Consider the following 24,409-nt stretch of genomic DNA (forward strand, 5'->3'; position numbering starts at 1 on the left):
GCTGACTACCCTAGGAATGGAATCTGCGGATTCCCATGGCGGAACGAGTCGAAGAGGACACTCATGGTTGCCGGAACGAATGCAGAAGGCCTCTCAGATCTTCAAACCGAGAAAACGCCGCTTGACCCGCTGAATGTCCGTCTGCTCACCGAGCTGATGGCGGATCCCCGGCTGCGCACCACCGAGCTGGCGCGACGGCTGGGGGTCTCGGCACCGACCGTGCGCGAGCGGACGGCCCGGCTGGAGGAGTCCGGCGTGATCCGCGGGTACCGGCTCGAGGTCGATCCGGCCGCACTCGGGCTGCCGGTCGCCGCCTGGATCCGGCTTCGGCCCGGCCCTGGGCAGATCCCGAAGATCGTCGAGCTGGCCGCCCGGACGCCCGAGGTGGTCGAGTGCCACCGGATCTCCGGCGAGGACTGCTTCCTGATGCGCGTCCAGGTCGCCGCGATCTCCGGCCTGGGGCACGTCCTCGACAAGTTCCTCGTCCACGGCCAGACGACCAGCTCCTTCATTGTCTCCACCCCGGTGCCGCCGCGTTCGGTGCCGCTCGGCTGAGCAGGGTCGGTGCGCACCGACCCCGGTTACGCCCGCGGTGGCGGCAGATCAGGTGTGGCCGACGATGAGGAGGTGGGCGCTTGCGGCGAGCAGTGCGTCATCCTGCTCGATCGCTCGGGCGCAGACGAGGGCACTCTCGAGCAGGTCGTTGGTGGTCGACGGGTTGGTGCTGGTCTTGAGTGCTGCCCACATCGGCCCTTCGATGGCGTGGATAGTCACGTCGTGGAAGCCGGCGTCCTGGCCTTCGGCGACAGCCTCGTCGGGGGTGTGGAAGTAGGCGGCGGTGAAGCCGAGCCGCGTATCGTGCCGCCCGTTGGCCAGGGTGGCCATGGCGAGGTCGCGCTGCCAGGAGTCGAGGGTTCCCCGGCTTGCGGCCGCGAGCAGTGCGGCGTGTCGGCTGATGACGGCGGCCGCGACTATGCCGCCGGGCCGCAGTACACGGCGCGCCTCCCGAAGGGCTGTGACGCGGTCGTAGTGCTGGAGCAGATGGTAGAGGGGGCCGAGAAGCAGTACCGCGTCGGCGCTGCTGTCCGGCTCATCGAGGTGCCGGGCGTCGCCGACTGCGGCTGTGAGCTCGGGAGACTTCGACAGAGCCGCGGTGACGTGCTCGGGGACGATGTCAACGAGGTGGACCTGGTAGCCGAGTCCGGCCAGCCAGCGGGCGTAGATGCCGGTGGCGCCACCGATGTCGAGCACCCTGGCCGGCGGCGGAGGAAGGTGAGCGGTCAGTAGTTCGGTGGTGCGCACATACTCGAGGCGGCCGTGCCCGGTGGCGATCAGACGGTCGGTTTCGGTCATCGTGCTGTAGTACGACCGGATGTCGGCGTGGTCGAGACGGTCCGGGGCGTCAGCCGGCGTGCCTGCGGGGGTGGACTCCGCCCCGGCCGCGGCCGCCACCCGCGCTCTTCCAGCCCGCTTCGCGCCATAGAGCGCGGCGTCGGCGGAGCGCACCAGCCCGCCGAGATCGCTCCCGTCCGTGGCAAGCTCGGCGACACCGGCGCTGAAGGTCACGTGCAAGGGGCCGTCGTCGGGGATGTCGATGGGAGTGGACCCGAACGTTTCGAGGATCTGCCGCATGCGGCGCACGCATTCGGCACGGGACATGCCGAAGGCCAGTACGGCGATCTCCTCTCCGCCCCAGCGGGCAACGATGTCCTCGCCGCGGAACTCGCCGGTGAGCTGACGGGCGAGCCGCCGAAGGACGATGTCGCCCGCACTGTGGCCGTGTTCGTCGTTGACGCGTTTGAAGTGGTCGAGGTCGAGGAGCGCCAGCGAGAGGGGCTGCCGGTGCTGGTAGGCCAACTGGCGCAGGCCTTCGAATGCTTCCTCCATCCGGCGCCGGTTCGCGAGTCCGGTCAGTGGGTCGGTGTCGGCGAGCTCGCGGAAGAGCCGAACGCGCTCGAGGCGGTTGCGGATGCGGGCCCGGAGCTCCGACGGACCGAAGGGCTTGGCCAGGTAGTCGTCGGCGCCGGCCGCGAACACGCCCTCGACAGCCGGCGGATCGGTGTGGGCAGTGAGGAAGAGCACAGGCAGCCCGGACCAGCGTGGGTCGGCACGCACCACCCGGCACAGCTCGGCCCCGTTCACGTGGGGCATGTCCAGATCGAGGACGAGGAGATCGGGCCTGGTCTGCTCCAGCGCCTCCCAGAAGCCGCGTGCGTCGCCGAGCGTCGAGACCTCGTAGCCGTCGCCGGCCAGCACTTCCGAAACCGCGATCAGGATCGCGTCGTCGTCGTCGACGGCGAGAACACGGAACTTGTCGCGCCGGCGACGCTCGGCCAGGGATTCGGCCGTGTCGATCAGCGCAGGTCCGGACTGCTCGCGTCGTACGACGACGGAGGCGCCGGCGCCGGTTCCGAGCAGCCGGTCGGACAGCGACGTCGCGTCGCCGAGTGCGACCACCGGCACCGGCGGTAGCCGCTCCGCGTAGTCGCGTACGATGCTCGCCGCCTCTCTGCGTCCGAGGTCGACGATGGCCGCATCGGCGCCGCCGTCCAACACGTCGTTCGTGACCTCGACGCCGCGAGCCTGGGCGGCGTCACGAATCGTCGATTCCGTCTGCGGATCGACGTGCACGGCGATGATCGGTTTGCGCTGCTGCGTCTGTGTGCGCGCGTCCGCTGCCGTCTCGTCGAGGAGACTTCGGCGCAGCGCTTCCACCCGGACGGCGAGGACGCGCGCGGCCGCGGGGCCCGGATCTGTGGCGAACGATTCCTCGAGCTCGCGGGCCAGCACGGTGGCATCGGGGAACCCGAACGTCCCGGCGGAGCCGGCCAGGCGATGCGCGGCGTGTTCGGCATCGCGGCGCTGGGTCTCGGGAAGTGTGCCGTCGGCAAGGGCCCCGACAGCGCCTTCCAGCGTCGCCACATTGTTGGCGAACGCGTTGCGCGCCCGCTCGTGGATGACGGCGAGCCGTTGGCGAACGTCGGTTGCGTCGTCGCTCCCCGTCGGTGGCCGGCTCATCGGTCCCATCCGAGCAGCTTGGCCACCGCTTCGGGCAGCGTCATCGGGTCGAACGGTTTGGCGAGGACGCCCGCGACGCCGAGACTGTCCCATTGCCGTCGTTCCGGCCCCTGGACCTTGGCGGTCAGCAACACGACGGGTATCGACCGGGTCCGCGGATCGGCCTGCAGGTGGCCGAAAGTGGTGGGACCGTCCATCGTCGGCATCATCACGTCCAGCAGGATCGCGTCCGGCGGGTTCTGCGTCGCGATGGTGAGCGCCTCGGCACCGCTGGACGCACAGTCCACCTGCCAGCCGCCGATCAGCTCCAGGGTGGTCTGCGCGACCTCACGGATCGCTTCGTCGTCATCGACGATGAGGATTCGGGCCGTCATCGTTTTCCCTTCATCGAGCAGCGCCGGTGATCAGGTGGTCGAGCAGGTCGAGCACGCGGCGTTCGACCTCTTCCGGTCGCGTGCTCGCCTTGGTGAAGCACTGGTCGGGATCCACCCCGAGCCTGGCGCGGTCGTCGTCGTCGAGCTCGAGAGCGCTGTAGACGACGAGAGGTATGTGCTTGAGGTCCGGGCCGGCGTTCAGCTCCTTCGCCAGTGCGAACCCGTCGACATCCGGTAGCAGCAGGTCGAGCAGGATCAGATCCGGCGGGACGTCGCGGCACATCTCCAGCGCCTCGCGGCCGTTCAGGGCCTGGCGAGCTTGGACCCCGTGCCGGCCGAACAGGGCGCGCATGATCGCCCCGAGGCTCGGGTCGTCCTCCACGAGCAGGATGCGGGGACGGTCGCCGAGGCCGTGCACGGCGCGATCGAGCGCCGCCAGCAGCTCGCCGACGTCGAGTGGTCCTGTGAGCCATGCGCTCACGTCGACCGGTGGAGCATCCTTGTCGCTGCCGCCGAGAGCCACGATGGGCACATCGCGGGTCCGCTCATCGGCTCGCAGGGCGCCGAACGCATCCCAGGCTCCGGCTCCCGGCCGGGCGAGGTCCATGGCGATGGCCGCGGGCGCGTGGGCCGCGGCCTCTGACACGGCCTGTTCGGCGGAGTCGGCGACGATCACCCGGTACCCCTGGTTGGTCAGCACCCGGCAGATCACGCTGCGGGCCCGGGGGTCGGTTTCGTAGACGAGCACGGTCGCCTCCGGCGTACGCTCAGGTCCTACCTCCGAGTCCACGCCATCTGGTGCGGCGGGAAGCATGACCTTGAAGGTGGCGCCCCGGCCGGGCGTGCTCTCGGCCCAGATCCGGCCGCCGTGCAGCTCGACGATGCCGCGGCAGATCGCCAGCCCCAGCCCCGTGCCACCCTGGTCCCGGGTGTCGGCCGAGTCGATCTGGACGAACCTGCCGAAGACCGCCTCGAGCTGATCGGCCGGGATGCCACGACCTTCGTCGCTCACCGTGAACAGCACCGAGCCGGCCTGCTTCACCGCGGAGATCCGGACCGTGCCACCAGGGGGCGAGAACTTGATCGCATTACCGATCAGATTCGTCAACATCTGCACGATCCGGTCAGGATCGGCGTGGAACCGACCGCTCGAGGTGGACTTGTCCAGCGTCACGTCGGACTGGAGCGCCAACCCGCGCATCTCCCCGACGGCGCGCTCGACCAGCTCATCGGCCGAGCACTCCCGCCTGTTCGCTGCAAGGCTGCCGGCCGCGATACGTTCGACGTCGAGGATGTCGTTGATCAGCCGGATCAGCCGGTCAGTCGACTCCACGGCGATGGTGATCATCCGTTGCGCCTTCGGCGGTGCGTCAGCCAGCAGACCGCCCTGCAGCAGCCCGAGGGCACCGCGCACCGAGGTGAGCGGCGTCCTCAGCTCGTGACTGACCACCGAGACGAACTCGTCCTTCATTTTGTCCAGCGCCCGCTGCTCGGTCACGTCGCGGAACAGCACCACCGCTCCCGTGACCTCGCCCGCGTCCCGTCTGGGTGTCACTGTGAGCTCGATCGGGACCTCGGCACCGTCGAGTCGCCGGTGGACCGCATCGGTCAGCGTCTGGACCCGGCCCTCGGCCATCGCGGCTGTCACCGGGTGGTCGGCCTCCGGGACCTCGGCACCCGCGCCGTCGTACAGGCGCAACACCTGCTGCAGCACCGACCCCACGAGCTCCTCGGCCGGACGGCCGACGATCTCCCCGGCGGCCGGGTTCGCGAACGTGACACTGCTGGTCCGGTCAAGGCCGATGATGCCCTCACCGGCGCTGTCCAGAATCGACTGGTGCTGGCCGGTCAGCCGTTCCAGCTCGCGCGTCCGCTGCTGTACCCGGTTCTCCAGATCACGGGTGAGCCCGACGTTGTCGGCCAACGTCAGCAGGTGACGCACCACCAGTAGCATCGTGAGGCTGACCAGGATGATGACCAACCGGCCATCAGTCAGCCGGTCCGGCGACGCGGCGATGATGACCAGAACGACGGTCACGGGCACGTAGGGAAGCAATTCGCGGCTCAGCGCCCGCGGATCGGCGGCGGCGCGGTGTCTGCGCGCTGGTTGTGCGACCGGAACCAGGGCCGCCAGCGCGAGCAGCATGTACCCGACGGTCCATCCCACGTCGAACCCGCTGCCTGCAGCATCCTCGCCCTGCAGCGCCAAATACCCGATGCCGGTGTCGGCGGAGCCGATCGCGATGAACCCCACAGCCACGAGCAGCAGCGGCAACCGTTCCGCGCCCGTGGCGCGCAGTGCCATGACACCCGCGATGGAGATGACCACGATGTCGCTGAGCGGGTAGTACAGGTAGACGAGCAGGTAGAGCGGGCTCGCCGTGCCGAGCTGGTCGAACAGCGGCCCTACCACGAGGATCCAGCTGACGAACAGCAACGCCGCCGCCATGATCAGTCCATCCGCCACCGCACGAGCACGGCCCGCTGCCGACAGGCTTTGGCGCGGCAGCGCGAGCATCCCCGCCACGACGAACGGCACCAGCGCGACGTAGAAGATGTCGGCCGGGCCCGGAAAGGTCTGCGTCTCGGGCGAGAGGACCTGGTAGTAGAACCAGATCGTGTTGCCGACCGTGTAGGAGCTCGCCGCGACGGCCAGCAGCAGCCAGGGCAACCGCTGGCGAGTCCTCGCCCTGGCAGCACGGAAGCACGTCACCGCTGCCAGCCCGGAGAAGACGACCAGACCGCTGTCGCTCACGGCGCGGGTACCGCGAGCGCCGACCACGTCGCCTACGACGCTCACCAGGATCAGTGCCATCGCGACCACGGCGCAGCCGACGGCGGTGAAACGGAAGATCTTCCATTCAGAGAATCCCTGTACGACCATCTCCGCCCCCGTGCGGACGTGTCGCGCGAATGATGCTATTCGTGGCTATCTTGACACGCTCCGTGCCCGAACCGTAGTGGTCGAAGGCGAGTTCTGCTGCGCGCTGTCCGCAGGATGAACCCCAACCAGTCCTGAGAGTGGTCTGCATCACTAGTCTGAGGGCGACTTCAGCGACGTTCGGAAGGACCCTGACCCATGGCTGCCGACAAGTCTGTCCGCAGAGTTGCCCTGCTCACCGCCGGCGGGCTCGCGCCCTGCCTGTCGTCCGCCGTCGGCGGGCTGATCGAGCGCTACACCGAGGTGGCGCCCGACGTGGAGATCATCGCCTACCTGAACGGCTACCACGGCCTGCTCAGCGGCCGCCATCTCGAGGTCACTCCCGAGGTGCGGGAGAAGGCCGCGCTGCTGCACAGGTTCGGCGGCAGCCCGATCGGAAACAGCCGGGTCAAGTTGACCAACACCGCGGACCTCGTGAAGCGCGGCCTGATCGCCGACGGCCAGAACGCGCTCCAGGTCGCGGCCGAGCGGCTGGTCGCGGACGGTGTCGACGTACTGCACACCATCGGCGGTGACGACACCAACACCACCGCCGCGGACCTGGCGGCGTACCTGCACGAGCACGACTACGACCTGACCGTGGTCGGCCTGCCGAAGACGATCGACAACGACGTGATCCCGATCCGGCAGAGCCTGGGTGCCTGGACGGCGGCCGAGCAGGGCGCGCTGTACGCCCGCAACATCATCGCCGAGCACTCCTCGAACCCGCGGATGCTGATCGTCCACGAAGTGATGGGGCGCAACTGCGGATGGTTGACCGCGGCAACGGCTCAGGCGTACCGCGACTGGTGGAAGCAGCAGGAGTGGAACCCGGGCATCGGCCTGGACGCGGCCGGCTGGGACGTGCACGCGGTCTACGTGCCGGAGGCAACGATCGACCTGGACGCCGAGGCGGACCGGCTGCGCAAGGTGATGGACGAGACCGACTGCGTGAACATCTTCCTGTCCGAGGGGGCCGGGGTCGAGTCGATCGTCGCCGAGCTGGAGGCCCGCGGCGAGGAGGTCGGCCGGGACCCGTTCGGGCACGTGAAGCTGGACACCATCAACCCGGGTGCGTGGTTCGCCAAGCAGTTTGCCGAGCGGATCGGCGCGGACAAGACGATGGTGCAGAAGAGCGGGTACTTCAGCCGCTCGGCCGCGGCCAACGACCGCGATCTCGCGCTGATCAAGGAGTGCACCGACTACGCGGTCGACGCCGCACTGCGTGGTGAGAGCGGTGTGGTCGGCCACGACGAGGAGCGCGGCGACGAGCTGCGCGCGATCGAGTTCCCGCGGATCGCCGGCGGCAAGGAGTTCGACCCGGGCGTCGACTGGTTCGTCGCGCTGAAGGCCGAGCTCGGCCAGGACTAACTCAACGTGCGGAGGCGGCCGACCCACACGTCGGCCGCCTTCTCGATCTGGTCGAGGACCTCGTCGAACCCGTCGTCCTCGCCGTAGTACGGATCCGGTACGTCGACATCGGCGAACAACTGGACCGTACCGCCGCGCCCGGTCAGGTCGGACAGGTGGCCGGAGTCCATCGCGAGGACGAGCTCCCGCTCGGCGAACCAGGCGGCGCGGAACTGCTGCGCCCGGTGCGCGCTGCCGTCGTACCCCCGCCTGCGTAACGCCGCCGCGGCCCGCGGATCCATCGGGTCGCCGACATGCCACCCGCCGGTCCCTGAGCTGGTGACGACCACGTCGTCGATCCCGGCTTCGGCCAGCTTCGCGCGCAGCACCACCTCGCCGATCGGCGACCGGCAGATGTTCCCGCTGCAGACGATCTCCACTCTCCGCATGGTCAGCGGATCTCCGCCTCGTCCGGGAGTACGGCGTTCAGCACCATGCCGACGACTGTGATCACCAGTGACCCGAGCAGCGCGGCCGGCCAGAAGCCGTCCACGTGGAACTGGACGTCCAGCTTCCCGGTGATCCACGAGGTGAGCAGCAGCATCACCGCGTTGATGACGAAGATCAGCAACCCGAGCGTCAGGATGATGAACGGCAGCGACAGCAGCTTGACGATCGGCTTCACCACCGCGTTCACCAGCCCGAAGATCGCGGCCACGATCAGCAGGGTGAGGATCCGCCGGCCGGTGGTCGCGCCCTGGAGGGTGATCCCGCTGATGAGCCAGGCCGCGATCGCCAGCGCGACCGCGTTGGCGAGCAGCTTGATGATCAAGTTCTTCATGCCGTCGATCCTCCCATCCGACCGGTAGCGCCAAGCCGCTCCGCCACCCCGGCCGCGCCTGATCCGACCTTGACACCGGCCGACCTTGAGGCCCCACCGACCATTTCGCGGCGCCGAAAGTGGGTGGTGGGTTCTCAAGGTGCTCACTCTTGACACGGTAATGACCAAGTGATCTGATCATTTTCACTCGTGAGGTGAATGATTGCCGGAGGGGACCAGCGTGGGAGCCAACAAGTCACAGCCAGTCACACGACGACTCGGCGTCGTTGCCGCCGCACTCGCACTGGTCGCCGCCGGCGTGCCGGCCGCCCAAGCGGCCGAGCCCGACGCGGCCGGCGTAGCCGAGTGCGACGCCGTACGGACCAATTGGACGGCTCAGGCGAAGCCGCACGCCGATCCGGAGGGCTTGCTCAATGCCTACAGCGACACCGGCAAGGGCTGGACCGGTGGCGACACCACCAACTCGGTCAAGCTCTCCGGCGGCCGCACGGTGTGGATCTTCTCCGACACGTTCCTCGGCCCGGTGAACCCCGACGGCAGCCGTCCGACCACCACACCGTTCATCAACAACTCCTTCGTCGTCCAGCGCGGCAGCTCGGTGAAGACCGTCACCGGAGGTACGCCGGCCAACCCGACGGCACTCGTGACGCCGCCCGCCAACGGCTGGTACTGGTTCGGTGCGGCGCAGACCAGCAATGCGGGTCGCAATCTCGATGTCGTCGCTTTGCGGTTCGAGAAGACCGGTCCGGGGCAGTGGGACTGGCGCTGGCACAGCAACCACCTCGCCCGCTTCGACAGCACGACTCTGAAGCTCCGCAAGCTCATCCCGATGCCGTCGGCCGCCAACGTGCAGTGGTCGGCGTGGCTGCAGCGGGACGGCGACTACACCTACATCTACGGCGTCGAGGATCTCGGTGCATCGAAGTACCAGCACGTGGCCCGGGTCCGCGGGGACGACCTGACCGCGAATCCATGGGAGTACTGGACCGGCAGCGGCTGGTCAGCGGACGAGACCGACTCGGCACGCGTGCTGGAGGGTGTCGCCAACGAGCACAGCGTGACGCGGTGGCGTGACGGCTATGTGCTGGTCACGCACGACACCACCGAGCTGTTCAGCAAGCGCGTCCTCGGATACTTCTCCTGCTCGCCGACCGGCCCGTTCGTCAAGCCGGTCGAGCTTTACCAGACGCCGGAGACTGGTGCGGACGGCAGCTACGAGAACGCCAACATCATCACGTACAACTCCCACGACCACCCGGACCGCCGTGTCGGCAACACACTTCTGGTCAGCTACAACGTCAACAGCCTCGACGCCAACAACGACCTGTACGCCGACGTGAGCATCTACCGCCCCCGCTTCGTCGCCGTCACCCTGGCGGCAGCGCGATGAGTACGTCGGGTGGCGTCGTACGGCGGAGCCTGCTCGACGACCTCGCCTCGTCGATGCTGGCGTTGATCGCCGACCGGAAGTTGTCCGCCGGTGATCAGTTCGAGTCGGTCCGGTCCTTGGCCGACCGGTTCAAGGTCGCCGTACCGACGGTCCGGGAAGCGCTCCGGCGGTTGGAGGCCACCGGGGCCGTCGAGTTGCGGCACGGGTCCGGTGTGTACGTCGGCCCGCACATCGGCCGGCTGGTTCTGGCCAACCCGCTCGCGCCCACGCCGTCATCCGACCGGCTGATCGAGCTGCTGCAAGCCCGCGCCCTGATCGAACCGCCGGTCGCCGCCCTGGCCGCGCGCGTTCGGTCCGAGGCGGCGCTGGAACGGATGGACAAGGACCTGACCGCAGCGGCCGAGCTGATCGCGGCCGGCGACCACGCCCAGCTGGCCGAGATCAACATGGACTTCCACCGCTCCCTCGCGCAGGCGTCGGGGAACGCGACGCTGGCCGAGGTGGTCGAGTCCGTCACCGTCGTCAACGTCCGCGAGCAGCTGGAGATCCTGCACATCCACGGCGACCGGCAAACCGACCTGGACGAGCACCGGGCCATCCACGCCGCCGTACTGGCCGGCGACGCGGAACTGGCCGAGCGCCTCACCCGCGAACATCTGGACGGAGTCCTTGCCGTCATCAACAACCGACTTCAGCAAAGCTGAGAGGACGCACCATGCAACGCATCACCAACCGGAAGGCATTGACCGCTCTGGCGGTGGCCGGCGCGCTCGTGCTGTCCGCCTGCGGGGGCGGTGGCGGCACGGAAGCCGCCAAGAGTGAGGACAAACCGGTCGACTCGCTGAAGTTCTACAACGACAAGGGCGGCTGGAAGGATGCCTTCGCCCAGGTCGGCGCGGCCAGCAAGAAGGACATCGGCGTCGGGATGGAGCCGGTCGGGTACTCCGACTCCAACACCTACACCGCGTTCATCCGGTCGTCGTTCCGGACCAAGGAGAAGGCGGACCTGTTCACCTGGCACACCGGCAAGGAGCTGGAGGACCTGGTCGACCAGAAGCTGGTCGCCGAGACCACCGATCAGTGGACCAAAGCGGTTGCTGATGGCAACATACCGGAGCAGTTGAAGCAGTATTTCACCTACGACGACAAGCAGTACTGCCTCCCGCTGCTCGCGGGCTACTGGGTGATGTACTACAACAAGGCCGTCTTCAAGAAGGCCGGGATCACCCAGACCCCGAAGACCTGGCCGGAGCTGCTCGCGGTCGCCGACAAGGTCAAGGCGGCCGGGGTGAAGCCGTTCTACCAGACCAACATCCTGTTCAGCTTCGTCTGGTTCGAGACCCTGTTGGCCGGCAAGGACCCGGACCTGTACGACGCGCTCGCGGCGGGCAAGGCGAAGTACACCGACCCGGGTGTGGTCGAGGTGATGAACGACTGGAAGAAGATGATCGACGCCGGCTACTTCAGCGACCCGGGCGCGAAGACCGAGCCGCAGGCGCAGCTGAAGAACGGCGACGTCGCGATGATCAACTTCGGCACCTGGTTCAGCGGCAACCTGAACACGCTGAAGATGAAGGCCGGCACCGACTACGACTTCTTCGTCATCCCGAACGTGAACGCGTCCCTGCCGAAGACCTCGATGATCTTCGAGACCGGCCCGGTGTGCTCGGCGGCTCAGAGCGAGCACTCCTCCACGGTCAAGAAGTGGACCGAGTGGTGGGTCACCCCGCAGGCGCAGACCGCCTGGGCGAACTCCCGCGGCGACCTGTCCTTCAACCCGAAGGCCGAGGTCAAGGACCCGAGCCTGGCCGCATTGAACAAGGATGTCGGCGGCGATGGCAGTGCCAATTACCGGCTGATCAATCGCTGGTTCGAGGCGACGCCGGTCCCGGTCGCGAACAAGGCGCTCGAGGTGTTCGGCGCGTTCGTCACCAAGCCGGGCGATCCGATGCCGGGCCTGCAGAAGATCCAGGCCGAGGCGGACGCGTACTGGGCCAAGCAGAAGTGACCTCCACCATCCAGCAGCCGGCCCCTGTCAAGCAGCGGGCCGGCTCGGTGCGGGCCAAGGCGTCCGCGCGGACCGGTGCTCGCGTCGCGTCGCTGTTCGGGCTGCCCGCCGCGGCTGTGGTCGCTCTGCTGCTCTACCTGCCCTTCCTGTGGACGACGTACGTCAGCTTCACCGACTACGACGGCTTGGCCTCACCGGAGTGGTCCGGGCTGGCCAACTACAAGGCGATGTTCAGCGACCCAGACCTGGTGGGTGCGCTGGTCAACACGCTGCTGTGGGTCGTCGGCATGGTCACGCTCCCGGTTGTGCTCGGGCTGCTGGTCGCCGTACTGACGTACGGGCACCAGTGGGGGACATGGTTGCGGCTTCCGTTCCTCCTGCCGTACGCGATCTCCGGTGTGGCCGTCGGTGTCATCTGGGGGTTCGTGCTGCAGCCGGACGGTGCGCTCGGCCAGGCACTTGGCTTCTTCGGGCTGCCTGGTGAGCACACCGGCTGGCTGCAGGCCGGGCCGGGCAACACGCTGATGATGATCGTGGCCGTGACCTGGCAGGCGGCCGGTGTGAACGCCCTGCTGTTCGTGGTCGGGCTGCAGTCCATCCCGGCCGAGCCGCTGGAGGCGGCCCGGCTGGACGGCGCTGAGGGCTTCCGACTCTTCCTGCACCAGCTGTGGCCACAGCTTCGACCCATCACTACCGTCGTCATCGGGCTGTCCATCGTCGGAAGCCTGAAGACCTTCGACGTCGTCTGGGTGATGACGCAGGGAGGTCCGGGTACGTCGTCGGAGACTCTGGCGCTCTCGATGTACAAGGAGACGTTCGTGCTGAACGACTACGGTCAAGGCTCGGCGATCGCGTTGTTCCTGAGCCTGGTCACGTTTGCCGCCTCGATCCTCTACCTGCGGTATCAGCTGGGGGAATCGCGATGAACAAGACGTCTTCCGGTCCGATCCGTACGGCGGTGCTCGTCGTCCTGGGACTGATCTGGCTGGCGCCCGTCTACCTGCTGATCGTGAACGCGTCCAAGCCCGTCGACGGGTACGACGCGGCGACGGTGTGGAAACCGGCCGGCTTCTCGCTGCTCGGCAACTTCGCCGAGGCCTGGGAGAAGGCCGCGCTGGGTGACACCCTGGTGGCGACGACGCTCTACAGCGTCGTGTCGCCGGTGATCGCGGTGCTGATCGGTGCGGCCGCCGGGTACGCGATCGTCGTACTGCGGCTGCGGTACGGGTTCCTGTGGTTCATCTTCATCTTCGGCGGCACGATCTTCCCGCTGCAGATGGTGCTGATGCCGCTGTTCTCCGGGTATGCCGACTCCGGCCTCTACGACACCCGCACCGGGATGATCATCGTCTACACCGCGATCAGCGTGCCGTTCTCGGCGTTCGTGATGCGCAACTTCTTCACCGGGATCGCGCGCAGCGTGTTCGAGGCCGCGGTGGTCGACGGCGGCGGGCTGTTCCGGATCTTCCGCAGCATCTACCTGCCGATGGCCGGGGCCGCGCTGGCGGCGATCTTCATCCTGCAGGCCACCTTCGTCTGGAACGACCTGCTGCTCGGCCTGACGCTGAGCCAGTCCGAGTCGGTCCGCCCGATCATGCCGGCCCTGACCGGCCTGCAGAGCACGTACGGCGGCGCCGCGCTGCCGACCGTACTCGCCGGCGGCCTGCTGGTCTCGCTGCCCACCGTCGTGCTCTTCCTCGCCGCCCAACGCTTCTTCTCCCGGGGCCTGGCCCTGGGGCAGTTCTGAAAGGACGCAGATGTCGGAAGAACGGATCGCCAGACCATCACAATTGGCTCCCGCCCGGAACCGCCGTCGGGGGACCTCCAGGAACGGGCAATTGTGATGGCCTGGGCGTCCGGCACCCACACGGTGGTTGTCACCGGCGGCGCCGCCGGCATCGGCCGAGGTGCCGTCGAGCGCTTCGTCCAGGCGGGCGACCGGGTCTTCGTCCTCGACCGGGACGCCGAGGCCCTCGGCGCTCTGGAGGCCGAGCTGGGCAGTCAGGTGACCGGCCTTCCCGTCGACGTCGCCGACCGCGCTGCACTCGCTGCGGCGGCCGCGCAGGTGCGGGAGGTGCTTATGCATGAGCGCCCGGTGGGCGACAGCGCGGAAGAGGGCGCCGCCGGCGACGAGCCGCGTGGCGTCGACGCATTGGTCTGTGCTGCCGGCATTCAGCGCTACGGCACTGTGGTCGACACACCTGCCTCGGTGTACGACGAGGTGATGGCGGTCAACGTCGGTGGTGTCTTCTTTGCCTGCCAGGCGTTCGTGCCACTCATCCCGCGGGGTGGCAGCGTGGTGGTCGTCGCGTCGGTGCAGGCGTATGCGGCTCAGAAGAGTGTGGCGGCGTACGCGATGGGGAAGGGTGCGCTGCTGTCGCTCGTCCGGGCGATGGCGGTGGACCACGCTCCCGATGGGATTCGGGTGAACGCGGTCTGCCCGGGGTCCGTCGACACTCCGATGCTGCGGACGTCGGCCGCCCAGTTCGGTGCTGGCCGGCCGACGGACGAGGTGGTCGCGGAGTGGGGACGGTCGCACCCGCTCGGCCGGGTGGCGACACCGGGAGAAGTTGCCGAGGTCATCCACTTTCTCGCGTCACCGGCGGCGGCGTTTGTCACCGGGGCCGATGTGAAGGTCGACGGTGGGCTGACCGCCGGGCTGGCCGTCGTACTGCCGGAGGATCAGAAGTGAAAATCGTCGATGTCCGCGCTACCACCGTGACGGTGCCGCTGGAGGCGCCGCTGCGGCACAGCAACGGCGCGCACTGGGGCCGCTTCGTGCGGACGGTGATCGAGGTCGAGGCGGACAACGGGCTGATCGGCCTGGGTGAGATGGGCGGCGGCGGGCAGAGCGCCGAGGCCGCGGTGACCGGGCTGAAGCCCTATCTGGTCGGCCACGATCCGGCCCGGACCGAGGCGCTGCGCTGGATGCTCGCCAACCCAACCGCCAGTCTCTACAACAACCGGACCCAGTTGCTCGCCGCGGTCGAGTTCGCCTGTCTCGACCTGCATGGCAGGAATCTCGGCGTACCGGTGCACGAGCTGCTCGGTGGCAAGGTCCGCTCCCGGGTGCCATTCGCGAGCTACTTGTTCTTCCGCCATCCGGCTGAGGATGGGACCGGTGAGATCAGGACTGCCGAGCAGTTGGTCAAGCACGCGCGTGCGCTCGTCGACGAGCACGGGTTCAGCGTGCACAAGCTGAAGGGCGGCGTGTTCCCACCGGACTACGAGCGTGAGTGTTTCCGGGCGCTGGCCGAGGCGTTCCCCGGGCATCGGGTGCGGTTCGACCCGAACGGCGCCTTCGGTGTCGAGGAGGCGATCCGGTTCGCCCGGGGGATCGAGGATCTCGACAACGACTACCTCGAGGACCCGACCTGGGGCCTGAACGGGATGCGCCGGGTCCGCGAGAAGACCTCGATCCCACTCGCCACCAACACCGTGGTGGTGAACTTCGAGCAACTCGCCGCCAACGTCCGCGACCCCGCCGTCGACGTGATCCTGCTCGACACCACCTTCTGGGGTGGTATCCGCCCGTGTATCAAGGCGGCCGGCGTCTGCGAGACGTTCCAGCTCGGTGTTGCCGTGCACTCCTCGGGTGAGCTCGGCATCCAGCTGGCCACGATGCTGCACCTGGGCGCCGTCGTACCGAACCTGTCCTTCGCCGCCGATGCGCACTACCACCACCTGCGCGACGACATCATTGCCGGCGGCAAGATTCCGTACGACGGCGGTGCGATCGCCGTACCGGACGGACCCGGGCTCGGCGTCGAGCTGGACCGCGACAAACTCGCCGAGTACGCCGAACTGTTCCGCGAGCTCGGCCCCTATCCCTATGACCGGGACCCGTCCAGACCGGACTGGTATCCGCTGCTGCCGAACACCGATTGGGCCAACCCTGTATGACGATCCCGTCCAGCGCTGACCTCGCCAGCGATGTCCTGAGCCACACGTACGACGACATGTTCAACCCGCCCGGGCTGACCAACTTCCTCGGCACCGCACAGGTTGACCTGGACGTGTTCGCGATCCGCAGCGTGAACTTCCCGCCGTACTCGCACGGCGACTGCATCACCGGCCAGCTGTACGTCGACGGCCGGCTGGCCCGCTCGTACGGCGGTGTCGTCGACGTGGTGTGGCGGCCGGACTGTGTGGTGCGGTCGACGGTGGTGGACGGTCTGACGTTGCGCACGACCACCGCGTGCGCGCCGGGTCGCCCGGCGGTCGTCGTACAGCTGGAGGTCACCGGTACGCCGGGGCGCTCGGTGCGGCTGGGGTTCGCACTGGCCAGTACGGCGACTCGCTCGGCGAGCGGGTGGTTGAAGCCGGAGCCGCCGTCGGAGCCGAATGAGCTGACGATTGTCGACAATCGGGTTGTCGGCACGGGTGAGTCCGGATCCGCGGTCAGCTTGCAGGGTCTCGACGTACCGTCGACTGTTGACCGGTCGATGCTTGAGGCAACTGTTGTGCTGGATGGCTCGGGGCGTGCGCGGGTTGGGTATGTGCACGTGCTGACTGGGGGCCTGGCCGACGCGACGAACCACTTCGACGCGTGTGTGGCCGACGTACCGGGTGTGTTCGTCGCGGCCGAGCAGGCCTGGGACAAGGCGCTGGCGGACGCGTTCGATCCGGCGGGTGACGGCTTCAGCGGGTCGTTGCCGATCCTGGAGACGTCGAACGAGGCGCTGCGGAAGCTGTACTGGTGGGGCGTGCTCGGGGTGATCTGGTTCCGGCGGGACAACCCGGCCAGTGTGCTCGGCCGGACGTACGACACGTTGATGCCGCGGTACTGGCAGACCACGACGTTCATCTGGGACTACAGTCTCTCGTCGCTGACCCACGCGCTGCTCGACCCGGAACCGATGCGCAAGCACATCGAGCACTGGATCGACCTCGACATCCACAAGCACTTCGGGACCGAGTGGCTGACGGGTGGACCGGTCGGCTACTGGTACTCGGTCAATGACTTCGCCATGACGAGGCTCGTGCGCGACTACGTTCGCTTCACCGGGGACTCCGGTTTCTTGGCTGCATCAGTCGGGCCCAAGCCGGTGTCCGAGCACCTGCACGACTGGGCCACAGCCTGGCGTGGGCTGCGTGGTGACCACGCGCTCGCGGACTACGGCGGTATCGACAACCTGCTGGAATGCGTCAGCAGCTACGTGCACGAGGTGGCCAGCTTCAACGCCGCCAACGTGTGGTGCCTCCGGGTCGCAGCCGAGCTCGCTGCCCGCTCGGGAGACGACGATCGTGCGGAGTTGCTGCGCAAGGAGGCTGACGAGCAGGCCGGTCACGTCAACGAGCTCTACATCGAGGGCGCCGGCTTCTGGCACGCCCGGCAGCCGGACGGCTCACTTGTCCCGGTGCGGCACTGCTACGACTTCAACATCGTGGGTACGACGATGGCGTCGGACCTGTCGCCGGAGCAGCGGGCCGAGATGGTCGACTTCTTCCAGCGGGAGCTCCAGACGCCCACGTGGATGCGCGCGCTCTCGCCGTACGACGCCGACGCTGCCTTCAGCGTGCGGCCGGATCACCAGTGGAACGGTGCCTACCCGGCTTGGCCGGCCGACGCCGGCCGGGCGTTGTTCGCACTCGGGCGTGGCGATGTCGTACTGGACTGGCTGCCTGGCCTGGCGCGCTCGGCGAACCAAGGGCCGTGTGGACAGGCGCACTTCGTCGAGGAGGCGGCGCCGTTGATGGCCGGTGGTGCACGGAAGTCGCCGCCGCAGTTCCCGTACCTGATCGACTGGTCCTGCTCGTCGTCCGGCTCCTGGGTCAGCCTCATCCTGGAAGGCGTCTTCGGGGTGGAGGTCGCTCTGGACGGCACAGTCACCGCGAACCCGCAGGTCAGCGCACTGGACCCCGATGCCCGCCTCACCGGTCTCCGCGTCGGCTCCCGCAGTTACGACATCACCGCCGATGGGGTAGCCGAAGCGTAGCGGCGGTTGCCCTCGAGATCGGGGGTTGCCCCCTCAGAATCTCGAGGGGCAACCCCCGATCCCAGTGGGCAACCCCACTCAGCCGTGGGGCATGGAGATGGCTTCGAGGAGCGACTCCTGCGCGCCGGCCAGGTGGTGGCGGAGCTCTTCGACGCACTGGTCGAGCTCGCCGCGCTCCAGCAGGCGGACGAGCTTGCGGTGCGAGGCGACCTGCTGGCGGGCGTCCTGGCGGAGGGCGTCCACCCGGGCCAGTGCCAGTCTCGCCTCGCCGGTGATCGAGTCCGCGGTGGCGATCAGCCGCTCGCTGCCGGTCAGCGCGACCAGGCTCCGGTGGATGGCGAGGTGCGTCTCGGTCATCGCCTCCGGATCGGCGCCGTCCTTGGCGGTCGCGGCGAACGTTCGCATCGCCTCCCGGACCCGCTCCCGGGCGGCCTCGTCGGCGTCGAACCAGGCCCGGATGCCGGCCGACTCCAGCACGAACCGGGCCCGGCAGATGTCCGCCACCGCCTCCGGGCGCAGGATCGCGACACTGACGCCCTTGTTCGGCTCCCGGATCGCGAGCCCTTCGGTGACCAGCATGGTCATCGCCTCGCGAACGGTGCTCCGGGCAACACCCAGCGCCTCGGCCAGCGGCTGCTCGCGTAACGGCGTACCTGGTTCGAGGTCGCCGGCGAAGAGGGCGGCACGCAGCGCGTCGACCACCCGGTCCACCGTGGTCGAGCGGTCCACCCGCAGCCGTTCGTACATGGTGAGATTCTCGTCCAGTCAAGGTCCGTTGTCGCGTGCGACCCGGTGTTGACACCCACCGGACGCCCGGCCTGTGGATAACTCCCGACATAATGACCTGGTTTTCGGGCAGCATTTTCCCAGTGGCCGCCCCTCTCCACGATCCGGCGTGGAGGGCCACGGAGCCAGCGAGGAGCCGACGTGGGTGACAGCAAAGCACTGCCGATCGTCGGCGGCGTCATGCTGGTGCTGGTCCTGCCCCTGATCGTCGTGGTCGCCCTGATCGTCGGCGGCCTGGCCGGCTTGTCCTCGGCGGCCGAGTGCGTGCCTAGCCAGAGCGAGGGCAAGGCATTCGCCTGGCCCACCGACCGGCACGAGATCGACCAGGACTGGTCGGAGACCGTTGGCCGAGGCCGGAGCCCGCACCGCGGCATCGACTTCGACGTCGACGAGGGCAGCAAGGTCTACGCGGCCGAGGACGGCAAGGTCGTCTCCACCTCGGACAACCAGATCAGGATCCGGCACGCCGACGGTGTGGAGACCCGCTACAAGTTCTTCAAGGACATCACCGTCCGGGTCGACCAGGACGTCAAGCGCGGTGAGCAGATCGGCACCTCTGGCTCCGGCAGCGAGGCCAGCCCGGGGCTGAGCGGCGATCACCTGCACTTCGAGCTGTGGGTCAAGAAGGACGGCGGAGACCTCGAGGCGGTCGACCCCGATCCCGAGGACAACACCTTCGGTGACGATGCCGAGGAGACCGACGGCGGCTGCGGCTGCAATGACCTGGTCGGGTCGAACAACCAGCAGAAGGCGTTCAACTACTTCGCCTCGAACGGATACTCCGAGGAGCAGGCGGCCGGAATCGTCGGCAACATGATCCACGAGTCCGGCGTCGAGCCCGGCCGGAAGGAGGGCACCCCGCCCGGCCTGGTCACCAACCCCTCCGACGTGATCGAGTTCTCGGGCGGCTGGGGCATCGTCCAGTGGACCCCGGCCGGCAAGATGATCACGCCGTCCCGTGCGGCCGGTGTCGACGACGCCGTCATCGGGTCGCTCGAGTACCAGCTGGAGTTCCTGAAGAAACAACTCGACGGCAAGGGTCCGATCCCGGAGAAGCATGCCGGCGACATGCTGAAACGGACGAAGACCGTCGAGGCCGCCGCGGTCGCCTTCGGCCAGTACTACGAGCGCTTCCTCGGCTCCGACAACCCCAACCACGAGCGCTACGCCCAGCGCAAGACCGCGGCGCGGGAGGTGCTGGACACCTTCGGCGGCTCTGCGTCGTCCGGCGGCTGTGGCGCCGGCAACGGCGACATCGTCAAGACCGCGCTCCAGTTGGCCTGGGACACCCCCGGTCACGGCTTCGACCCGAAGCCCGGGTACGCCGACGCGCAGAAGAAGTACAACGGGTCGACCGGTGAAAACCCGCTGACCGACTGCGGTGTGTTCGTGGCGACGGTGATGGTGATGAGCGGTGTCGACAAGGACTACGCCCGGCGCGGGACGACCGCCCAGATGGACTACCTGCGCAGTTCGGGGAAGTACGAGATCTATGACAATCTCGACCACGAGGGCCAGCTTCGGCGCGGCGACATCTTCATCATCGACGGTCACACGTACCTCTACACGGGCAACTACGAGGGTGGCGACGGGAAGACGTACAACGCGGCGTCGGCATCTTTGGGCGGTCATGTGCCGGAAGCGTCACACGTGTACTTCAGCGACGACCGCGGGCACTACACGGTGGCCCGGATCAAGAAGTAAAGGAGTTCAGGACCGATGGACGACAACAGGCGGCTGTTCGTGCTCAGTGGCACGGTCGTCGTGGTCGCGCTGATCCTGCTCGGCGGATATCTGGCGTTCCGCGGCAACCCGGAGCACACGCTGACCGTGAAGTCGATCCCCAATGACCTCACCCTCACCCTGGACGGCAAGCAGATCCCGGCCAACGGCGAGGTCAAGGTGCAGGAAGGCAAGCACACCCTCACCGGCGAGCGGCGTGGGTTCGAGACCTACACCCAGACGGTCGAGGTCAGGGAGGACTCCAGCTACAAGATGTTCCTGTTCTCGAACAGCGCCGAGGGCCGGACCTGGGAGAAGGAGCACCCGAACGAGCAGCTCGAGGCCGAGGCCGAGGCCGGCCGGCGTTTCGACGAGCGCAACCGCCGGCTGCAGGCGAAGTACCCGATCCTCCAGGAACTGCCGTACATCGGCCCCGGCTTCACCGTGAACCAAGGTGTCTCCCAGGCCCACCGCGGCGACCCCGAGGTCCTCGCCTTCTACATCAAGATCACCGACTCCGAAGGGAAGAAGAAAGCCCTCGAATGGCTCACCGGCCACGGCTACAAACCCGAAACCCTGGAACTCATCTACACCAAGTAGCCCAGCCGCCGGGGTTGTCGCCGGCGGTGGCTGGCCGGCTGCTTCGGCGCAGACGCCGCAGCGCGCAAGCACTGTGAAGCCGGCCTGGTGACCCACCGGCTTCGGCCTGCGCGCGCCGACTCCGGCGTGGCGGTCAGCGGCTTCGGCCGGAGGGCATCGGCTTCAGCCAGGGGCATCGGCGTCGGCCGATCCGCTGGTTTCCGGAACATAGTTTGCGCTGGCTGGCAGTGATCTTCCGGAAAGCAGCTCAGCTGATCGCCCGGCCCAGGGACCTGTGGATAACCCACCGGCCCATCGTCCTGAAACGAGTAAACTCGAAGAGGAAGGACAGGGGGCGAGACAAGGCACCGCCCGCCCCGCCTGACAAACGCCGTCCGGATCCGGATGCGCGACGACTTGGACGACCTCCGGCTGTACAGGCGGGGAGGATGAGTTCGCCGCCGGGAGTCGTGGTCGGGGTGAGGTTGAAGTCCAAGGGGTTGGTGAGGCAGCGGGCGGAGCCGCCGGCTTTGTGGAATTCGGTGAGGTCGAGGACGACGACTCGCAGGCCGAGGCCGGTGAGGATGTCGTGCAGGCGGGGGGAGCACGCCGGCATGATGATCGTCTCGTTCACCACGATCGAGTTGCCGCTGAACGCGAACGCCTCCTCGTCGGTGAGCACGATCGGGTCCGGCACGATGCCGAACAGTTCCCCCTGGCTCGCCGCGTCGAACGCCAGCGGGTAGATCATCGCGTGGGTGCTGTCCACCGGGCAGAACGGCAGGTCGAGGTGGTACATCCCCTCGTGCGTGATCCGCAGCCCGCGGACCCGGACGCCCCACTCGGTCGCCAGGTGCTTGAGGGCCTCCGCGTCGGTGCGCGGCCCGTAGCCGACGACCAGGCTGTCGCCGAAAACGAACGCGTCCCCCGACTCGAAATGCGGCCCGACGCCGTCCGACCCGGGTCGCGCGAGGGTGAATCCGTGCCCGGTGAACCAGTCGGCCGCGGTCGGCGATTCCTTCCGCCGCGGCTCGAACCGCATGTGCGAGAGCATTGCCCGGCCGTCCGCGGTGGCCAGGCCGAGGTTCATCGCGTACACCATGTCCGGCGAGTCCGGCCGCTGTGCGAGCACCTCGACCTCACCGCCGGCGTCGACGATCGCCTGCCGCAGCGAGTCCCACTGCTTCAGCGTGAGCTCGGGGTCGGGCTGGTCCTGGGTCGACATGTACGGGTTGATCACGTAGTCGATCCGGAAGTGGTCCGGGCGGACCATCAGATACCGGCGACCCCACTCCAGCGGCTGACCCATGAACCCTTGGCTCCTCTTCCCGACCCGCGCCCGAGCGAAGCGAGGGGCGCGGTGCTTTGAGATCCATTGACGGATCCCCTGATTGTCCGACAATCAGTCAGTTTGCAGGCCGGATTGCCGCGAGTCAAACGTCGCGTCGGGGGTGGGGCAGGCCACGTCCGGGAGGGTGGTTCGGGCGTGGGGTTGGAGCTAGCCTGCGGACATGAGCGAGCGAAGCGAGCGAACAAGAGACACTGCCGCCATCGCGCTCATGCCGGAACCGAGCGCGAGCGAGGTGCAGGCATGAGCGCAGAGGATGTGGTTCGGTTCCGCGCGTGCCTGGACGATGTGGCGGCCTACAAGCCCGGTCGTCCGCCCGCCCGGACCGACGGCCGGCCGACGTACAAGTTGTCCAGCAACGAGAACCCGTACCCGCCGCTGCCGAACGTGCTCGCCGCCGCGACCGAGGCCGCGGCGCAGATGAACCGCTACCCGGACATGGGTGCGGTCGACCTGCTCGAGGCGCTGTCGGCGCGGTTCGGGGTGCCGACGAGTGACCTCGCCGTCGCGACCGGGTCCGTCGCGCTGCTGTACCACCTGCTGCAGGCCTCCTGCGCCGAGGGTGACGAGGTCGTCTATGCGTGGCGCTCGTTCGAGGCATACCCGATCGCCGTCCAGCTGACCGGGGCGACATCGGTCCAGGTGCCGCTGACCGACGACGCGCGGCACGACTTCAAGGCGATGGAGGCCGCGCTCACCGAGCGGACCAAGGTCGTGCTCGTGTGTACGCCGAACAACCCGACCGGACCGGTGGTACGACGGGAGGAGCTGCTCGCGTTCCTGGACGCCGTACCGTCGAACGTGCTCGTCGTGATCGACGAGGCCTACCGCGAGTTCGTCCGTGAGCCCGAGGTCATCGACGGGATCGACGTGTACCGGGACCGGCCGAACGTCGTCGTACTGCGGACCTTCTCCAAGGCGTACGGGCTGGCCGGCTTCCGGGTCGGGTACGCCGTCGCGCACCCGCCGGTGGCGGCGGCGATCCGCAAGTGTGCGTTGCCGTTCGGTGTCAGCCACATCGCGCAGGCGGCCGCGATCGCGTCGCTGGCCGCGGAGGAGGAGCTGCTCGAGCGGGTCGAAGCGCTGGTGACCGAGCGGACCCGAGTGGTCGATGAACTGCATGCGGCCGGCTGGGACGTGCCGGAGACGCACGCGAACTTCGTCTGGATGCCGCTCGGCGACGACACCGTTGCGTTCTCCGAGGCGGTTCAGGCCGAGGGGGTGTCGGTTCGCCCATTCCCGGGTGATGGGGCCCGGGTCACCATCGGTGAACGCGAGGCGAACGACCTGTTCCTGTCGGTCGCGCGCGCCTGGCGCAAGTGAGCTCGCTGGTCTGGATCTCGGGAGCGTCGGCCGGGATCGGGGCGGCGCTGGTCGCGGCGGTGCCGTACGCCGACGCACGCGTCATCGACGTGTCACGGCGCGGCGGTGGACCCGCGGAACACCTCAAGGCCGACCTCTCGGACCCGGCTGACTGGGCGCGGGTTGAGCGGCACTTTCAGGAAGAGCTGGCCGGGTACGACGGTGATCGGGTGGTGTTCATCCACAACGCCGGGACGATCACACCGATCGGTCCGGCGGCCGGGGTCGACGGGGCCGAGTACACCCGCGCGGTCCTGCTGAACTCCGCGGCACCACAGGTCCTCGGGCGAGCCTTCCTCCAGGCGACAGCCGGCCTGACGTGTGAGCGCCACTTGGTGATGCTGTCGTCCGGTGCCGCCAGGACGGCGTACGCCGGATGGTCGTCGTACAACGCGGGAAAGGCGGCCGTCGAGCACTGGGTCCGCACAGTCGGCGCCGAGCAGGAGACGCGTGACGGCTGCCGGGTGATCGCGGTGGCACCGGGGGTCGTCGACACCGCGATGCAGACCGAGATCCGCGCTACGAGTGAGCAGGATTTCCCAACGGTCGGACGCTTTCATCAGCTCAAGGAGACCGGCGCGCTCAGCACCCCGGCCGAGGCTGCCGCCGGCATCTGGTCGCTGCTGGAGCGAGAGCTCCCGAACGGCGCCTGCATCGACCTGAGAAACCTCTAGGCCCTAGGCCGTGTCTGACGGTCCCTCGCCTACTGCGCGGCACTCGGCACGGCACCTCGCCGCACTGGAGCAAAGGCCACGATGGAACCACATCGAGA

21 protein-coding genes are annotated in these 24,409 nt (G+C 68.2%); 14 read left to right on the forward strand and 7 right to left on the reverse strand.

The features are described from left to right. The first annotated feature begins 63 nt into the window (after nt 1-63). A complete protein-coding gene (locus tag AB0F43_RS20435; protein WP_360478724.1) occupies nt 64-555 on the forward strand; it encodes an Lrp/AsnC family transcriptional regulator in 492 nt (163 codons plus the stop codon). 48 nt (nt 556-603) lie between these two features. Here the strand turns inward: AB0F43_RS20435 and AB0F43_RS20440 are convergent, their stop codons facing one another. From AB0F43_RS20440 to AB0F43_RS20450, 3 genes are read right to left on the reverse strand one after another with little or no spacing between them, the layout of a single operon-like run. Beyond that, nucleotides 604-3,018, reverse strand: coding sequence for a diguanylate cyclase (locus AB0F43_RS20440; protein WP_360478726.1), 2,415 nt, complete (start codon nt 3,016-3,018; stop codon nt 604-606). Beyond that, the gene (locus AB0F43_RS20445; protein WP_360478729.1) at nt 3,015-3,392 is read right to left on the reverse strand and encodes a response regulator; all 378 of its coding nucleotides are present in this window, start codon (nt 3,390-3,392) and stop codon (nt 3,015-3,017) included. The genes AB0F43_RS20440 and AB0F43_RS20445 overlap by 4 nt, the downstream gene beginning before the upstream one ends. A gap of 10 nt (nt 3,393-3,402) precedes the next feature. Then, on the reverse strand, nt 3,403-6,276 hold the full coding sequence (locus AB0F43_RS20450; protein ID WP_360478732.1) for an ATP-binding protein: 2,874 nt from the start codon (nt 6,274-6,276) through the stop codon (nt 3,403-3,405). Between the two features lie 195 nt (nt 6,277-6,471). Here AB0F43_RS20450 and AB0F43_RS20455 point away from each other — a divergent pair, with 195 nt between their 5' ends. Next, nucleotides 6,472-7,683, forward strand: a complete 1,212-nt coding sequence (locus tag AB0F43_RS20455) for a pyrophosphate--fructose-6-phosphate 1-phosphotransferase (RefSeq protein ID WP_360478735.1) — start codon at nt 6,472-6,474, stop codon at nt 7,681-7,683. On the opposite strand, the gene AB0F43_RS20460 is transcribed toward AB0F43_RS20455, so the two are convergent. After that, nucleotides 7,680-8,111: a low molecular weight protein-tyrosine-phosphatase gene (locus tag AB0F43_RS20460; protein ID WP_360478738.1), complete on the reverse strand. Its 432-nt coding sequence runs from the start codon at nt 8,109-8,111 to the stop codon at nt 7,680-7,682. The two genes, AB0F43_RS20455 and AB0F43_RS20460, sit on opposite strands and share 4 nt — an antisense overlap. A gap of 2 nt (nt 8,112-8,113) precedes the next feature. Further along, nucleotides 8,114-8,503 (reverse strand): phage holin family protein, encoded by a 390-nt coding sequence (locus AB0F43_RS20465; protein ID WP_360478741.1) that lies wholly within the window; start codon nt 8,501-8,503, stop codon nt 8,114-8,116. 220 nt (nt 8,504-8,723) lie between these two features. Between AB0F43_RS20465 and AB0F43_RS20470 the strand changes: the two genes are divergently transcribed. The 8 genes from AB0F43_RS20470 (at nt 8,724) to AB0F43_RS20505 (ending at nt 17,840) form a co-directional block, all read left to right on the forward strand. Further along, on the forward strand, nt 8,724-9,893 hold the full coding sequence (locus AB0F43_RS20470; protein ID WP_360478744.1) for a DUF4185 domain-containing protein: 1,170 nt from the start codon (nt 8,724-8,726) through the stop codon (nt 9,891-9,893). Further along, on the forward strand, nt 9,890-10,597 hold the full coding sequence (locus AB0F43_RS20475) for an FCD domain-containing protein (RefSeq protein ID WP_360478747.1): 708 nt from the start codon (nt 9,890-9,892) through the stop codon (nt 10,595-10,597). The genes AB0F43_RS20470 and AB0F43_RS20475 overlap by 4 nt, the downstream gene beginning before the upstream one ends. An 11-nt stretch (nt 10,598-10,608) precedes the next feature. Next, complete coding sequence (locus tag AB0F43_RS20480; protein ID WP_360478750.1) at nt 10,609-11,901, forward strand: extracellular solute-binding protein; 1,293 nt, start codon at nt 10,609-10,611, stop codon at nt 11,899-11,901. Next, entirely contained in the window at nt 11,898-12,827 is a 930-nt protein-coding gene (locus AB0F43_RS20485; RefSeq protein ID WP_360478753.1) for a sugar ABC transporter permease, read from the forward strand. The genes AB0F43_RS20480 and AB0F43_RS20485 overlap by 4 nt, the downstream gene beginning before the upstream one ends. After that, complete coding sequence (locus tag AB0F43_RS20490) at nt 12,824-13,648, forward strand: carbohydrate ABC transporter permease (protein ID WP_360478756.1); 825 nt, start codon at nt 12,824-12,826, stop codon at nt 13,646-13,648. Before AB0F43_RS20485 ends, AB0F43_RS20490 begins: the two co-directional genes overlap by 4 nt. 96 nt (nt 13,649-13,744) lie before the next feature. Beyond that, nucleotides 13,745-14,593: an SDR family oxidoreductase gene (locus AB0F43_RS20495; protein WP_360478759.1), complete on the forward strand. Its 849-nt coding sequence runs from the start codon at nt 13,745-13,747 to the stop codon at nt 14,591-14,593. Further along, a complete protein-coding gene (locus AB0F43_RS20500; RefSeq protein ID WP_360478762.1) occupies nt 14,590-15,804 on the forward strand; it encodes an enolase C-terminal domain-like protein in 1,215 nt (404 codons plus the stop codon). The genes AB0F43_RS20495 and AB0F43_RS20500 overlap by 4 nt, the downstream gene beginning before the upstream one ends. Further along, on the forward strand, nt 15,801-17,840 hold the full coding sequence (locus tag AB0F43_RS20505; RefSeq protein ID WP_360478765.1) for a hypothetical protein: 2,040 nt from the start codon (nt 15,801-15,803) through the stop codon (nt 17,838-17,840). Before AB0F43_RS20500 ends, AB0F43_RS20505 begins: the two co-directional genes overlap by 4 nt. A 78-nt stretch (nt 17,841-17,918) precedes the next feature. On the opposite strand, the gene AB0F43_RS20510 is transcribed toward AB0F43_RS20505, so the two are convergent. After that, complete coding sequence (locus AB0F43_RS20510) at nt 17,919-18,587, reverse strand: GntR family transcriptional regulator (RefSeq protein ID WP_360478768.1); 669 nt, start codon at nt 18,585-18,587, stop codon at nt 17,919-17,921. 180 nt (nt 18,588-18,767) lie between these two features. On the opposite strand from AB0F43_RS20510, the gene AB0F43_RS20515 reads away from it, so the two are divergent. Beyond that, on the forward strand, nt 18,768-20,330 hold the full coding sequence (locus AB0F43_RS20515) for a phage tail tip lysozyme (protein ID WP_360478770.1): 1,563 nt from the start codon (nt 18,768-18,770) through the stop codon (nt 20,328-20,330). 15 nt (nt 20,331-20,345) lie between these two features. Further along, a complete protein-coding gene (locus tag AB0F43_RS20520; protein WP_360478773.1) occupies nt 20,346-20,948 on the forward strand; it encodes a PEGA domain-containing protein in 603 nt (200 codons plus the stop codon). 247 nt (nt 20,949-21,195) lie between these two features. Here the strand turns inward: AB0F43_RS20520 and AB0F43_RS20525 are convergent, their stop codons facing one another. Beyond that, nucleotides 21,196-22,236: an arginine deiminase-related protein gene (locus AB0F43_RS20525; RefSeq protein ID WP_360478776.1), complete on the reverse strand. Its 1,041-nt coding sequence runs from the start codon at nt 22,234-22,236 to the stop codon at nt 21,196-21,198. A gap of 282 nt (nt 22,237-22,518) precedes the next feature. Between AB0F43_RS20525 and hisC the strand changes: the two genes are divergently transcribed. Continuing rightward, entirely contained in the window at nt 22,519-23,598 is a 1,080-nt protein-coding gene (gene hisC / locus AB0F43_RS20530; RefSeq protein ID WP_360478779.1) for a histidinol-phosphate transaminase, read from the forward strand. Further along, nucleotides 23,595-24,311 carry an SDR family NAD(P)-dependent oxidoreductase gene (locus AB0F43_RS20535; RefSeq protein WP_360478782.1) on the forward strand — a complete coding sequence of 239 codons (717 nt, stop codon included), beginning with the start codon at nt 23,595-23,597 and terminating at the stop codon, nt 24,309-24,311. The genes hisC and AB0F43_RS20535 overlap by 4 nt, the downstream gene beginning before the upstream one ends. Nucleotides 24,312-24,409: the final 98 nt, after the last annotated feature.

The organism is Kribbella sp. NPDC023972, assembly GCF_040639075.1.
Taxonomy (GTDB): Bacteria; Actinomycetota; Actinomycetes; order Propionibacteriales; family Kribbellaceae; genus Kribbella.